12 protein-coding genes are annotated in these 12,606 nt (G+C 64.8%); 5 read left to right on the top strand and 7 right to left on the bottom strand.

From position 1 onward, the window contains the following. Window positions 1-340: 340 nt before the first annotated feature. Complete coding sequence (locus AC1D2O_RS14050; RefSeq protein ID WP_478085331.1) at window positions 341-598, top strand: hypothetical protein; 258 nt, start codon at window positions 341-343, stop codon at window positions 596-598. Between the two features lie 55 nt (window positions 599-653). Here AC1D2O_RS14050 and AC1D2O_RS14045 read toward each other — a convergent pair whose 3' ends face one another. Beyond that, window positions 654-2,153 (bottom strand): PhoX family protein, encoded by a 1,500-nt coding sequence (locus tag AC1D2O_RS14045; RefSeq protein ID WP_478085332.1) that lies wholly within the window; start codon window positions 2,151-2,153, stop codon window positions 654-656. A 641-nt stretch (window positions 2,154-2,794) separates the two neighbouring features. Between AC1D2O_RS14045 and AC1D2O_RS14040 the strand changes: the two genes are divergently transcribed. Continuing rightward, on the top strand, window positions 2,795-3,031 hold the full coding sequence (locus tag AC1D2O_RS14040) for a hypothetical protein (protein WP_478085334.1): 237 nt from the start codon (window positions 2,795-2,797) through the stop codon (window positions 3,029-3,031). On the opposite strand, the gene AC1D2O_RS14035 is transcribed toward AC1D2O_RS14040, so the two are convergent. The 3 genes from AC1D2O_RS14035 to AC1D2O_RS14025 all read right to left on the bottom strand — a co-directional run bounded on the left by AC1D2O_RS14035 (window position 3,028) and on the right by AC1D2O_RS14025 (window position 5,926). Next, window positions 3,028-3,825 (bottom strand): IclR family transcriptional regulator, encoded by a 798-nt coding sequence (locus AC1D2O_RS14035; protein WP_478085335.1) that lies wholly within the window; start codon window positions 3,823-3,825, stop codon window positions 3,028-3,030. The genes AC1D2O_RS14040 and AC1D2O_RS14035 overlap by 4 nt on opposite strands. 41 nt (window positions 3,826-3,866) lie before the next feature. Further along, window positions 3,867-4,928 carry a Gfo/Idh/MocA family protein gene (locus tag AC1D2O_RS14030; protein WP_478085336.1) on the bottom strand — a complete coding sequence of 354 codons (1,062 nt, stop codon included), beginning with the start codon at window positions 4,926-4,928 and terminating at the stop codon, window positions 3,867-3,869. An 86-nt stretch (window positions 4,929-5,014) separates the two neighbouring features. Next, a complete protein-coding gene (locus AC1D2O_RS14025; protein WP_478085338.1) occupies window positions 5,015-5,926 on the bottom strand; it encodes a helix-turn-helix domain-containing protein in 912 nt (303 codons plus the stop codon). Between the two features lie 107 nt (window positions 5,927-6,033). Between AC1D2O_RS14025 and AC1D2O_RS14020 the strand changes: the two genes are divergently transcribed. Genes AC1D2O_RS14020 through AC1D2O_RS14010 form a run of 3 tightly spaced genes read left to right on the top strand, consistent with a single transcriptional unit; the run spans window position 6,034 to window position 8,986 of the window. Continuing rightward, the gene (locus tag AC1D2O_RS14020) at window positions 6,034-6,849 is read left to right on the top strand and encodes an SDR family NAD(P)-dependent oxidoreductase (protein ID WP_478157220.1); all 816 of its coding nucleotides are present in this window, start codon (window positions 6,034-6,036) and stop codon (window positions 6,847-6,849) included. Between the two features lie 23 nt (window positions 6,850-6,872). Continuing rightward, window positions 6,873-8,642 carry an FAD-dependent oxidoreductase gene (locus AC1D2O_RS14015; protein ID WP_478085340.1) on the top strand — a complete coding sequence of 590 codons (1,770 nt, stop codon included), beginning with the start codon at window positions 6,873-6,875 and terminating at the stop codon, window positions 8,640-8,642. After that, window positions 8,642-8,986: an NIPSNAP family protein gene (locus AC1D2O_RS14010; RefSeq protein WP_478085342.1), complete on the top strand. Its 345-nt coding sequence runs from the start codon at window positions 8,642-8,644 to the stop codon at window positions 8,984-8,986. Before AC1D2O_RS14015 ends, AC1D2O_RS14010 begins: the two co-directional genes overlap by 1 nt. On the opposite strand, the gene AC1D2O_RS14005 is transcribed toward AC1D2O_RS14010, so the two are convergent. Genes AC1D2O_RS14005 through AC1D2O_RS13995 form a run of 3 tightly spaced genes read right to left on the bottom strand, consistent with a single transcriptional unit; the run spans window position 8,983 to window position 12,604 of the window. Beyond that, window positions 8,983-10,566, bottom strand: a complete 1,584-nt coding sequence (locus AC1D2O_RS14005; RefSeq protein WP_478085343.1) for an acyl CoA:acetate/3-ketoacid CoA transferase — start codon at window positions 10,564-10,566, stop codon at window positions 8,983-8,985. The genes AC1D2O_RS14010 and AC1D2O_RS14005 overlap by 4 nt on opposite strands. Before the next feature lie 5 nt (window positions 10,567-10,571). Beyond that, window positions 10,572-11,831 carry an acyl-CoA dehydrogenase family protein gene (locus AC1D2O_RS14000; RefSeq protein WP_478085345.1) on the bottom strand — a complete coding sequence of 420 codons (1,260 nt, stop codon included), beginning with the start codon at window positions 11,829-11,831 and terminating at the stop codon, window positions 10,572-10,574. Further along, window positions 11,777-12,604 carry a sugar phosphate isomerase/epimerase family protein gene (locus AC1D2O_RS13995; RefSeq protein WP_478085347.1) on the bottom strand — a complete coding sequence of 276 codons (828 nt, stop codon included), beginning with the start codon at window positions 12,602-12,604 and terminating at the stop codon, window positions 11,777-11,779. The genes AC1D2O_RS14000 and AC1D2O_RS13995 overlap by 55 nt, the downstream gene beginning before the upstream one ends. Window positions 12,605-12,606 lie beyond the last annotated feature (2 nt).

The following is a 12,606-nucleotide window of genomic DNA, read 5'->3' as shown; positions in this document are numbered from 1 at the left end:
AAGCAAAGTGCGCAAGCCCGTCCAGAGCAGGGCTGAAGGACGCGAGGGGTCGGAGGCGCTCGGCCGAGCAGGCCATGGTGTTGGTTCCCGCCGTCGAAGCCGGCGGTGTCGTCTGGTGCCCCGGGCCAACGCATGGCGCGAATCGGGGTTTCAGAGATTGCCCCGTGAACTTTTGAACTACACTGGATTCAGCAAAAGTCACGATTTTCTCACTACCAACGACGATTCAATGTTCGGCTACCGGCTTGAGGGACGAGAGAAGAGGAACATCAGTTCGATGTGGTCGCACGCCGTTTCGCCTCGCCATGACAGTTCCTGAAGACCGCGTCATGGGACCGGCGTGAAAAAGGAGCTGCGAAAACTTGCGCAATCGCATGGACTGAGAGGGCGGCAAAAGGCGATGCAGGCTGTGACGGTCCTTCGCATGTACCGCAAGGATCCGAAGGCCAACGACTTCCTGCAGCACGAAGCCGAGCCTATTTTGCGAAAGGTGCTTTACCACCTGCGCCAGGCTGCCATTCTCGAAAGTCTGGCGGAGCGTGACGCGACACAGCCTTTTCTGCCATCGCCTGGGGTTGCGCAGCCCGGCCACGAGTGAATGGCCATGTGCGCATTGCCTGCCGGCGGCCGTGCCTGCCAACGCCGTCCTGCCATCAAAGCGGGCCGCGTGCCCAAGGCCCCCAGATCGCGAACGTGATGCCGGGCGACTGCACGTTCACGAACAGCACCTTGCCCGCCGGATCGAAGCAGGCCCCGCAGAACTCGCTGTTGCGGTAGTCGCCCGGCGCGACCATCTTGCCGGCTGAGGCGATCTGATCGGCGCTGAGGTTCACGTTGTGGCGCGCGAACACGAAGCTCGCACCTTCGGAGGTCAGGCCGACCAGGCGCTCGATGCGACCTTGGCCTTGGTCGTCGACGCCGCCGCCGTCTTCGCAAAGCAGCACGCCGCCGCGCGGGCTGATCGTGATGTTGTCGGGGTTGTTGGCGGTCACGGCGTTGAGTGACACGAAGACCGCCTTGAGCATGGCCGTGGCCAGGTCGTACTCCCACACGGCGCCTTCGCCGTTGCCGCCCGCGCCCGCGTCGTTCACCCCGGTCGCGGTGTCGACGATGAAGAGCTTGCCGTCGTGATGCCAGATGCCTTCGCCTCGCGCCATGCGCAAGCCGCCCTGCGCCCAGCCCTGCGCAAACGGGCCGGCCACCGATGTGGTGCCCGCAAAGCCTGGCAGCGCAATCGACGCCGGGTTGGCATCGGGATCGGCGATGTCCACCCATTCGAGGCTGTGCGTGTCGCCGGTCGAGGCGACATTGAGGTCGGCGTTGACCTTGCCGACCACCTTGGCCATCTGCAGCTTGCCGCCCGCTTCGTAGCTGCCCGGGCGGCCGCTCGCATCGTTGGGGATGAAACGATAGAAGCCCGACTTGTTGCGGCTGTCCTCGGTGAGGTAGGCGAAGCGCGTCTTCGGGTCGACGGCGACGGCCTCGTGGCTGAACCGGCCCATCGAGACGATCGGCTTGCCCGTCGTCTCGGCCGCGTTAGCGCGCACCTCGAACACGTACCCGTGCTTCTTGCCGCCTTGCGATTCGAGGTTGCTGCCGGTCTCTTCGCAGCTGAGCCAGGTGCCCCAGGGCGTGGGACCGCCGGCGCAGTTGGTGAGGGTGCCGCCCAGGCTCGCCTCCATGCCGAGCCACTGGCGGCCCTTGAAGCGCAGGTTGGTGGTTCCGCCGCCGGCAAATCGACCGTTCACGCTGCTCGAGGCGGTGTCGTACATGGCCGGCGCCTGGATCAGGCCTGTCGATTGGCCGCGCTCGTGGTTGCGCACCAGCACCACGTCGACGCTGTTGCCGCGACCGTACGAAGCAATCACCGCCATGCCGTCGTGATTGCTCGGGCAGGGTTGGCCGTTGTTCATCGGGTCACCGGTCCAGCCGTAGGACCGGTAGGCAAAACCCTCAGGCAGCTGCAGCAGCGGCAGGCCCGTGGCTTCATCGAGCGCCGGCGCGACGGGACCGTACGGGCTGGCGACGAGGCCGGTGCTGCCGGTGGCGGCGTGGGCGTTTCGAGCTTGCAGCGCCTGCATGGTGCCGATGAACGAGAGGGCGGCAACCGAGGTCGAGCCGCGCAGAAAACCGCGGCGGGAATTTAGCGACATGAGAGCTCCTGGGGGTGTGGGGGGTGCCCCGCATTGAAGAGCGTCGCCGTGACAGTGCCGTTACAGGCCGCGGTTCTTGGGGGGTATGGTGAGCGAGCCTGGTCAAAGTTGTTGAGCCGCCGGCGTGATCCGTCCCTGCGAACCTGCGCGCGACGGCGGCGCTTGGATTGAATCTGGCCGCGTTCGCTGCGTGAGCAGTTCCTCCGCGCCTCCGAGTGGCCGCGCGATGCGAGCAAGCGCGGCGGATGGGCTCGGAAGAGCAGTGGCTCATGCGGGCATGCGGCAGTGGAGTGGCTTGAGCCGCTGAACAGGTCGCCTCACCTCTATTGATGAGGTCGAGCCTGAGGCGCGCCAGTTTTTTCTATCAATTTTCGGTTCCCGCCCTAGACTTCACGTCGCGGCCGCTACGCCGTGCACATCGGCAGATTCTTTCGGTGCCCTGTCGGCCACAACGGCGATTGGGTTCGAGTCGAGGTAGCAAACGCGGTTTTCCATCGCACAACCTCGACAGCGATGTGGCGGTCTCCGGCGCTGGTAGGGGACGCTGAGGCGCCGCTCTTGACCGAGCGGATTCCCCGATGCCGGGGACCGCCTCCCCGACCGGTCTGGGTAGGTGCTGACCATCGTTCGAGGAGTCTGCCATGCCGATGCCGCTAGAGTTGCTCCAGGCGCTCGCTGATGCCGAACCGCCGATCGACATCGTCAATCCATCAGTCCAACGGGAACTGCGAATCCTCCATGAGGCTGGCCACATCATCTGCAGCTTCCCGCCGCTGGGGACGGCCCGGCCGCAACCCGCCTGCGTCCACATGGTGACGGCGCTCGGTCACAAGGCCCTCAGGTACTTCGGGCCAGGAGCGTCGTGGCGCAAGACTTAGTATCCCGCGCCTGCATGGGCGCGATTGAGCAACGGCGAGGCCGCACTCACGGCCGCAATTTCGTTGGCGGCCTCCGTCAACGCCGGGGCGAGTTCCCGAAGCTTCTTTTCATTCAGGCGGACGGTCGGCCCGGAAATGACCAACACGCCGACTGCGCCCTTGTTGCCCGGCCGGATCGCGACTGCGACGGACGCCAGCCCTTCCACATAGGTCTCGCTCGTGACGGCATAGCCATCCGCTCGGATTCGGCGTAGCGCCTTCATGAGCGCGGCAATGGAAGGGGGGGCGTTGGGACCGAAGCGCTCCGGCTTTCCCAGCCCCTGTTTGGTAACGAGTGCAATTGCATCGTCGTCGCTCAGTGTCGCGAGCCAGCACTGCCCTGAAGACGTACAAGACAGCTGTGCGTCGATCCCCATGTCGGGGTCGTACTTCAAGCCGCTGCGCGCGCCCTGTGAAAGCGCCACCCAGGTCAGGTGATCCACATCCACCACGCCGAGGCGCACCAGTTCGCCGCTGGATTCGGCCAGCCGGTCCAGGATGGGCTGGCACAAATCCACGACACCGGAATACTTCAGGTAGTTGAGGCCGAGAGAAACCAGTTTTGTCGTCAAGACATAGTCTCCGCGCTCTCGCGACTGCCGAACGTATCCTTGCGCTGCAAGTTCCAGGAGCAAGCGATGGGCCGCGCTGCGCGGCATCTCCAGCTCATCGGCCAGGGTGGCGAGGGAAACGCCGTTGACGTCGGCGGCCAGCCGTTCGAGGATACCCAGGGTTCTTTGCAATACGCCGGACATTCGGATCTGCCTTCAGCGGCCTCGAGGCGCGCGTGGGTTGTTTAAATGGCCAAGCTTACCGGTTGTCGGGTCTGCGCCGCCCGAAGCACAGCCTGGATCGCCTGGAGGGTCCGCAACGCGTCGGGCCCCGAGCACACCGGCGTCTCCTGACCTTCCGCTACGGCACGGAAATGGCGCAGTTGTTCGGTGTAGGGGTCGGCGGCGTGGACCGCCGTGCGTTCGTGCGTCAACGGAGCGTGCCAGCCGCGGCTGCCACGGTAGCGCCACACATCGAGCCGCGGCAATGTCAGCGAGCCTTCCGTGCCGGAGATGAAATGCGAGTTCACGTCCTGCTGCGCATAGTGTGATGCTTCTCCGGCGGCCAGATCCCAGTTCCACGGCGAGACTGCCGTGTCCGAAACGCACATCGTGCCGAGCGCCCCGTTGGCGAATCGCAGCGTCACTGCCGCAGTGTCCTCGACCTCGAAGCCGCGCAAGGCGTTGGAGGTGAGCGCCTGGACTTCTGCGATTTCGCCCAGCAGGTAGCGCAGCATGTCGATGTCGTGAATCAGATTGATCAGCACCGGGCCTCCGCCCGGCTGCCGCCGCCAAGCAACGTCGTAGTAGCTGTCGGGCTTGAGCCAGGTCGCCATGGCGTTCACGCTGACCGGGCGGCCCAGCACGCCATCTGCGATGAGCGCCTTGGCCGCACGCATGATCGGATTGTGGCGCCGCTGGTGACCGACCATCAGCGGCACGCCGTGCGCCGTTGCGGCATCGCACAAGCGCTTCGCTTCCTCGGCGTTGTCGGCGACCGGCTTTTCCATCAGGACGGGAAGCCCGCGGGCGATGCAAGCCAGGCCGATTTCGGCATGGGTGGCGTTGGGCGTGGCGACGATCGCGCCCTCGATCGGCGCGCGCGCAAGCATGTCGCGGTAGTCGGCGAACCATGGCACTGCCAGGCGGTCGGCCAGCAGGCGAGCGCCGTCGGTCGGGTCGGCGATGGCGCCTAGCGCGACCGCGTCGTGCCGCGCAAGACGTTCGATGTGCATGCGGCCGATGGCACCCGCTCCGATCACGCCGATGGGGAAGCGGGGATGAGGTTCGCAAGCAGATGAAGACATGTCAGATCCCCGATGCGGGTGTTGGAACAAAGTTCAATATCTGAATAGTATTCCAAAAAACAGGATCGTGCAGCGGCGTCCTCGCTCTACGGCTTGAGCGTTCGCTCCGGGTTGCGCATGGCCTCGGCCGCGCGAGCTCGGAACTCGCGTGGCGTCATTCCGGTTCGCTTCCGGAAGAATCGACTGAAGTAGGCCTCGTCAGCGAAGCCGAGCCCGTCGGCCAACTGGCGGACGCTGCTCGCGGTATAGACGAGTTCCCGCTGGGCCTCGTGGATCAATCGGGCTTGCACCACTTCCAAGCCGGACATGCCCAGTGCGTCGCGGCAGAGACGTGTCAGCTGGCCCGGTGTGACGCCCAGCTGCGATGCGTACGCCTGCATCGGGAGGTGCTCCTTGAAATGCCGGTCGACGAGGGCCCGGAACTTTTCGATCTGCACGGCCTTTCGTGAAGCGAGCCGCACCGGCTCCGTCGCCTGGATCGCCTGCAGTCGTGCGATCTTCACGAGCAGGGCGATCAACAGTGACATGCCCGCCGCCACATGGCCGGTGGCGTGGAAGCGACTCTCGCGCTCGATCGCCAGGAAGAGTGGCATGAGTTCTTCAATGTCGCGTTCGCTTGGCAGAGCGGTGGCGCCTGGCTTGTGGACCGTCTGCAGCAACTCTGGCATGAGTACGCCGGCCAAGGATTCCAGCGGGCGTTGTGCCGCCGTGATCACCGGGCCGTCGACGTCGGGAGAAAAGTGAAATCCATGCACGGTTTGTGCAGGAATCAGAAGAATGCAGGGCGACGCCAGCTGGATCCGTGCCTGATCGAGCAGCACTTCGACCGAGCCCTGCGTCAGGCAAAGGATCTGGATGAATGCATCGTGCGTGTGGGGTCGGATCTCCCAGTTGTAAGGGAGCGAGCGCTCCGGGATCCATTCGAAATCGAAGAAGCTCTGCCAGGCTGGCAGTGCTTGGTCCCCGTAGAGGGAGTAGTTCGGAATGTCCCTCGCCATGTGATTTCCGTCGAAGCCTGCACGAATTGTCCTGACATTTGCTGGATTCGTCAAAACCAGTCAGCGCGGGCATGCCAACAATTTGGTCTTCAAAAAAAGGAGACCTCATGACCCCCAACTCTCGGCCGCACTGGCTCGGCTTGGAAGGACAGGTGTGCGTCGTGACCGGCGCTGCCAGCGGCATCGGCGCTGCCGTCGCCCGCAGCCTGGCGCAGGCAGGCGCAAAGGTCGCGCTGCTCGATCGCGATCTCGCGGGGGCACAGGGCGTGGCCTCGGAACTCGGCGCCTCCGGTCTGGCCGTGCGCTGCGACATCGCGGACGAGGCCAGCGTGGAGGCCGCTGCGCAGCACGTGCGGGCCGAACTCGGCAACTGCCGAGTCCTTGTCAACAACGCCGGCCTGCTGCGCCCGGGGGGGTTGGCGGATGTGAGCCTCGCCGACTGGAACCATGTCCTGTCGGTCAACCTCACGGGCTACCTGCTGTGCGCACGGGCCTTCGCAGAGCCCATGCGAGAGGCCGGGTGCGGCAGCATCGTCAATGTGGCTTCCATCTCGGCCCTCTTTCCGCAGACGGGCAGCGGCGCCTACAGCGCCAGCAAGGCGGGCGTGCTGCTGATGTCGCGCCAGATGGCGGCGGAGTGGGGGCCCGAAGGCGTGCGCAGCAACGCCATATGTCCCGGAATGATCCGAACGGCGCTTTCGGCCGGCTTCTACGAGGAGGCCGGCTTCGAGGCCCGTCGCGCCGCCGTGACCGCCAGTCGCCGGATCGGGGAGCCGCAAGACATCGCCGACGTGGCGCTATTTCTTGCCAGCCCGCGCTCGGCGTACGTGAACGGCGCTGAGCTTTCGGTCGACGGTGGCATGTCCTCCATGTTGATGGACATGGTCCCGCGCCCCGGATTCAACAACGCTGTCGTCAACTGAACCCGCGAACGGAGATCGAGAAAATGTCCCAAGACTTCCAATGCGATCTGATCGTGATCGGCTCCGGCGCGGCCGGCCTTGCCACCGCCATCACGGCGAGAAAGCGCGGCCTCGATGTGGTGGTGCTGGAGAAGGAGCCGGTGTTCGGCGGCACCACCGCACTTTCCGGGGGCGTGCTGTGGATTCCGATGGGCCCGCATGGCCGCAAGCAGAATCCGGCCGACACGCGGGAGGCCGTGCGAACCTACATGATGCAGGAGACGGGCGCGTTCTACGACGAAGCCGCGGTCGAAGCGTTCCTCGACCACGGTCCACGGATGGTCGAGTTCTTCGAACGCGAGACCGACGTGAAGTTCGTGCCGACGCTCTATCCCGACTACCACCCCGATGCCCCGGGCGGTGCAGACATCGGTCGCTCGATCCTGGCGGCCCCCTACGACATCCGCGGCCTTGGCAAGGACATGGCGCGCTTGAAGCCCCCGCTCAAGACCATCACCTTCATGGGCATGATGTTCAACTCCTCGAACGCCGACCTCAAACACTTCTTCCAGGCGACGAAGTCACTGACCTCCTTCCTGTACGTCGCCCGGCGACTCGCAACGCACATGAAGGAATTGCTGCTCTACCGTCGCGGCATCAACGTGACCAGCGGCAATGCGCTGGCGGCACGTCTGGCGAAATCTGCGCTGGATCTGGGCATCCGGATCCTCACGCGCTCACCCGCGAAGCAGGTGCTGCTCGAAGGCGGCAAAGCGGTCGGCGTGCTTGCGACAGGCCCGCAGGGCGACTGCCGGATCACCGCACGCCATGGCGTGGTACTGGCCTGCGGCGGATTTCCGCACGACATCCAACGCATCGCCAAGGCCTATCCACACGTTCAGCGCGGCGCAGAGCACCTGTCGCCTACGCCTGTCGGCAACACCGGCGACGGCCTCGCGATGGCTGAGGCCGCCGGCGGCACGGCCGACATCCGCTTCGCAGACAGCGCGGCTTGGATGCCGGTGTCCCGCGTGGACTATGGCAAAGGCGACATCGGCGTGTTCCCGCACCTGCTGGACCGCTACAAGCCGGGCGTCATCGGCGTGTTGAAGAACGGCAAGCGCTTCACGAATGAATCGAACTCCTACCACGACGTGGGCGCGGCCATGGTGCGCGCCTGCGCCGGGCAGAAGGAAACAGCGATGTGGCTGGTGTGTGACAAGGTGACGCTCGGCAGGTACGGCATCGGCTTCGTCAAGCCTGCGCCCATGCCAATCGGAAAACACCTTCGCAGCGGCTATCTGATCCGAGGGGCGACGCTGTCCGAACTCGCGAGAAACGCCGGCATCGACCCGGCGGGTCTCGAGGCGACGGTGCACGCGTTCAACGTCGGCGCCGTCAAGGGTGAGGACCCGGAGTTCGGCCGCGGCACCACCTCGTTCAACCGCTATCTGGCAGACCCCGAGAACAAGCCGAACCCGTGCGTGGCGCCGGTCGAGAAGGGGCCTTTCTTCGCCGTCAAGCTGATCATGGGAGACCTCGGCACTTTCGACGGCATCAGGACGAGCGTGGTCGGCGAAGTGCTCAAGCGCGACGGCACGCCAATTCCAGGGCTGTATGCCGTCGGTAACGATCGGGCCAGCGTGATGGGCGGAAACTACCCCGGGGCCGGCATCACGCACGGCCCGAACATGACTTTCGGTTTCGTGACCGGCAATCACATTGCCGACAGGGCAGCAGCGCGCAAAGGCGGTGGCCGGACATCTGCAGGCATGGATGCTCGCACCTCAGCGCACAGCGTCGAGGTTGTCTGATGAACGCGATGAACAAGCCGCTCGTCGATCACCGCATCTACACCATCGCGCTGCGCAAGATGCCCGAGTTTCTGGAGGTTTTCGACCGGCTCGCCATGCCGGTTCTGCTGGAGACGCTCGGCCATCCGGTCGGCTTCTACACCGCATGGGTCGGACCGCAGAATCAGTTCGTTCACCTTTGGGGCTATGACGATCTGGCGGACTACGAGCGCCGGTGCCAGGCACGCGACGCGCACCCGGATTTCCCGGCCTACCTGGCGGCGTCGGGCCACCTGATCACCGCCCAGGAAACGCGGCTGATCAAGCGGGTGGATCTCCCCGGCTGGCGGTTGTTGCCCAGCTAGGCTTGCGATGCCAGAAAGTGCTTCGCGGCCATGATCTCGACTTCCTGCGCCATCCTCGGCGTGAACCCCATCTGGTCAAGCACGTCGCGCTGCAGGTCGATGCCCGGCGCAAGCTCGAACAGCTCGATGCCCTGTCGCGTCAACCGAAAGCTGGCGCGCTCGGTCAGGAACAGCACCTGCTGTCCGCGCTGGAGGGCTTGAGGCCCACTGAAGGTGATCTGCTCCACTTGCGCGACGACCTTTCGCACGCTGCCTTGTTGGCGTACCTGCATCCGTCCATCGCCGGTTTCCAGTTTGACGCCCTTGGCCGCGAAGGTGCCGCAGAACACAACCTTGCGCGCGTTCTGCGCGATGTCGATGAATCCTCCGGGGCCGACCGTCAATCCGCCCAGCCGCGATGCATTGACGCTCCCCTGGGCGTCGAACTCTCCGAAGCCCAGGAAGGCGATGTCCAGGCCGCCGCCAGCGTAGAAATCGAACTGCGTGGCCGTGTCGAGCATGGCGCTGGCGTTGCGTGCGTAGCCGAAGAGCACGCCGTCAAGCAGGGTGCCGCCGTAGGTCCCGTGCTCGATCGTCTGGTAGATGCGGCCCATTTCGCCGCGCGAGGCGATCAGTCTGGCCACGGCATCGGGCACGCCGACGCCGTAGTTCACGACCGGTCGAAGCTTTCCGGTGTTGAACAGCTCCAATGCGGCTCGGCGTGCGATGGCCTGGCGTTCGCCGAATGCCTCGGCCGCCGCCTTCTCGGCTTCGTGGTCGCGCCGTTCGCTGGCGAGGCGTTCGGCGCCGGACAGTTCACCGCTGAGGGCGGGGTCGAAGGGTATGTCGTAGCTGGCTCGCTGCTCGGCATCGACCACGATGGCATCGACCCAGGCGGCCGGGATCCGCACCTCACGCGCCTTCAGTGCGCCGTGCGCCAGCCGCTCCTTGACCTGCACGATGACTTTGCCGCCGCTGTTGCGAGCCGCCAGCGCCAGCGATTTGGCATCGAGGTTGGCCGCTTCGTGCTCGAAGCTGATGTTGCCGTCTTCGTCGGCCGCACTGGCGCGTACCAGCGCGACGTGGATCGGAAAGGGCTTGTAGCGCAAGTATTCGCGCCCGTCCACCTGTACCACCTCCGACAGGTCTTCCTTCGCCGATGCGTTCATCCTGCCGCCGCCCTGGCGCGGGTCGCACACGGTGCCCAGGCCGACATGGGTGAACAGGCCGGGGCGGCCGGCGCCGATCTCGCGCATCAGCTGGCTGGAGACGCCGCCCGGCAGGATGTAAGCCTCGATCTTTTCGTCTTCCGCGAGCTTCTGCATCGCGGGCGACCAGACCCAATGTCCGCCGATCACGCGCGCGACCAGTCCTTCGTGCGCAAAGCAGTTCATGCCCTTGGTCTTCTTGTCACCGATGCCCAGCGCGTGGATCAAGGTCAGGCGTCGCGGATGCTGCGTGGCGAGGTACCGGGCCTGGACGGCTTCGAACAGGCAGGTGGCTTCCATCAGGCCTCCGCCGCCGCCCATCAAGCCAACCGTGTCGCCGTCGTGGATCAGCGCTGCGGCCTGCGCAGCCGTCATGAATTTTTCGTTGTTCATGGCATTCACCGGTTCACGTCGAACAGCTGGGCACCCTTGCGCAGGGCGCTCTTGGCGATGACGCCGCGGTGAATCTCGCTGGTGCCGTCGAAGATGCGATAAATGCGCGCGTCGCGGTAGTAGCGTTCGATCGGCAACTCCTTGCAGAATCCCATGCCGCCGAAGACCTGAACCGCTCGATCCACCACACGACCCAGCGTCTCGGCCGCAAGGACCTTGACCATGGCGATCTGTTCTCGTGCATCCAGGCCCTGATCGAGCATCCAGGCGGCGTGGTAGACCATCCACCGCGCGGCGTTGATCTCGATCACGCTGTCCGCAATCATCTGCTGAACCATTTGGAAGTCGCCGATGCGGGTGTTGAATTGCCTGCGATCGTTGGCGTAGCCCACCATCAGTTCGCAGACATGCGTGGCTTTGCCCACCGCGCGAGCGCCAACTTGCGCCAGCCGCACCACGTTGAGAGCGCCCATGGCGAGCTTGAAACCTTGACCGGCTTCGCCGAGCAACGCCTCGTCCTCGAGTGCCACGTTGTCAAAGAAAAGTTCCAGGTGCGGGGTGCCGCGGATGCCCATCATCTTCTGGTCCTTGCCGACGGTGAAGCCGGCCAGGCCCTTGTCGACCATGAACATCGATATCTCCTTCTCGCCGGTCTTCGCCGAGACGAGGAAGAAATCGCTCCATTCGCCATCGCTGATGAAGTGCTTGCTGCCGTTGAGCACCCAGCCGTTGTCGGTCTTCTTCGCGTGGGTCTTGATGCCCGCGGCGTCCGAGCCAGCGCCCGATTCCGTGATGGTGATGGCGCAGGTTCGCTTTCCTTTCACCGAGGGCAGAAGCCATCGCTCCACCTGGGCGCCCTTGCAGTGCAGCAGCGGCTCGTACACATTGCCAAAGGCTCGGCGAATCAGGTAGTCGCTGGTATGCCCGAATTGCTCCTCGCACAGGATGCGGTCGAGGTTGGAGAGGCCGCCTCCGCCCAGTTCGGTGGGCATGTTCAGCGCATACAGGCCGAGTTCCTTTGACTTTTGATGGACGGCTGCAGCCTTGGCGTCGTCAAGACGGCCCTGGTTCTCCAGTTCATCTTCGAGGGGGCGAAGTTCTTCGGCGATGAATCGACGCACCGTGTCGATCATCATTCGTTGCTCGTCGCTGAGGGCGAAGTCCATGGTTGCTTGTCTCTCTGGGTGATGTGTTTCGGGGAGGATGCTGCTCAGTTCTTCGGATCTGTGAACGGGCGGCTGTGAGCCAGGCATTGCCGCGCCCATTCGGTCTGTCCCACTTCGGCCATTCGCTCGAGGTGAACGACTTCTACGCTGATGGGCAGGTCGGCCGGCAAGGCCTGGAAAAGCCCTTGCAAGTCGATGCCGCCCTCGCCGGGCTGCAAGCGCTCGCAGCGTGCGGTATGGATCATTTCTTCGATGGCGAATGGCCTGCCGTGCTGAGCCTGGGTCGGCGCGTCGCAGATTTGCGCGTAGTGCAGCAGCGAGCGCGGAATGGCCCGGATGTCTTCCAGCGTGGTGTCGGAGCGGTCAAAGTGCAATGCGTCGACCAGGATGCCGGCGTTGGCCGGGTTGTCTGCGGCCTGTATGACCCGCAGCGCGGCCTTGACGTTGGGCACCGCTGTCCAGGGCATGAACTCCAGGTCGGCGGTCATGCCGTAGGGACGCATCAATTCGCACAGGCGAGCGTAGCCTTCGCCGAGGCGCGCCTGGTTCGGGTCATCGCCGGCCACCAGCACGGCCTTCGCACACAGTGCCGCGCCGGTTTCCAGCAGCGGAAGGAAGCTTCGAGCTTCGAAGCCTTCGCCGATCCGAATGATCTCGAGGTCGAACACGCCGACGCCCGTATCGCGGAGTACCGAGACGGTTTCGCGCATCTGCTCGGGGCGGTCGATCAGGAATTGCTGCTGCGCGCCGGCTGCATTGGGCAGGAGGCGAAGGCCCACATGTTCATAGCCAAGCTGCGCAGCGAGGCGCACGGCTTGCGGCGGAGAAAGCATGCAGGAGCTGAGGTAGGCCAAGGAATGCACGCGCGACATGA

It is taken from the genome of Variovorax sp. P1_G12 (assembly GCF_056405555.1).
The sequence above is the reverse complement of the archived record's forward strand: the minus strand, read 5'-3'. Positions and strand labels throughout refer to the sequence as shown.

Coding starts and splice junctions, on each gene's coding strand:
- AC1D2O_RS14045 (WP_478085332.1), bottom strand. CDS start 2,153: ATGTCGCTAAATTCCCGCCGCGGTTTTCTGCGCGGCTCGACCTCGGTT.
- AC1D2O_RS14040 (WP_478085334.1), top strand. CDS start 2,795: ATGCCGATGCCGCTAGAGTTGCTCCAGGCGCTCGCTGATGCCGAACCG.
- AC1D2O_RS14010 (WP_478085342.1), top strand. CDS start 8,642: ATGAACGCGATGAACAAGCCGCTCGTCGATCACCGCATCTACACCATC.
- AC1D2O_RS14015 (WP_478085340.1), top strand. CDS start 6,873: ATGTCCCAAGACTTCCAATGCGATCTGATCGTGATCGGCTCCGGCGCG.
- AC1D2O_RS14000 (WP_478085345.1), bottom strand. CDS start 11,831: ATGGGCGCGGCAATGCCTGGCTCACAGCCGCCCGTTCACAGATCCGAA.
- AC1D2O_RS14005 (WP_478085343.1), bottom strand. CDS start 10,566: ATGAACAACGAAAAATTCATGACGGCTGCGCAGGCCGCAGCGCTGATC.
- AC1D2O_RS14035 (WP_478085335.1), bottom strand. CDS start 3,825: ATGTCCGGCGTATTGCAAAGAACCCTGGGTATCCTCGAACGGCTGGCC.
- AC1D2O_RS13995 (WP_478085347.1), bottom strand. CDS start 12,604: ATGTCGCGCGTGCATTCCTTGGCCTACCTCAGCTCCTGCATGCTTTCT.
- AC1D2O_RS14020 (WP_478157220.1), top strand. CDS start 6,034: ATGACCCCCAACTCTCGGCCGCACTGGCTCGGCTTGGAAGGACAGGTG.
- AC1D2O_RS14030 (WP_478085336.1), bottom strand. CDS start 4,928: ATGTCTTCATCTGCTTGCGAACCTCATCCCCGCTTCCCCATCGGCGTG.
- AC1D2O_RS14025 (WP_478085338.1), bottom strand. CDS start 5,926: ATGGCGAGGGACATTCCGAACTACTCCCTCTACGGGGACCAAGCACTG.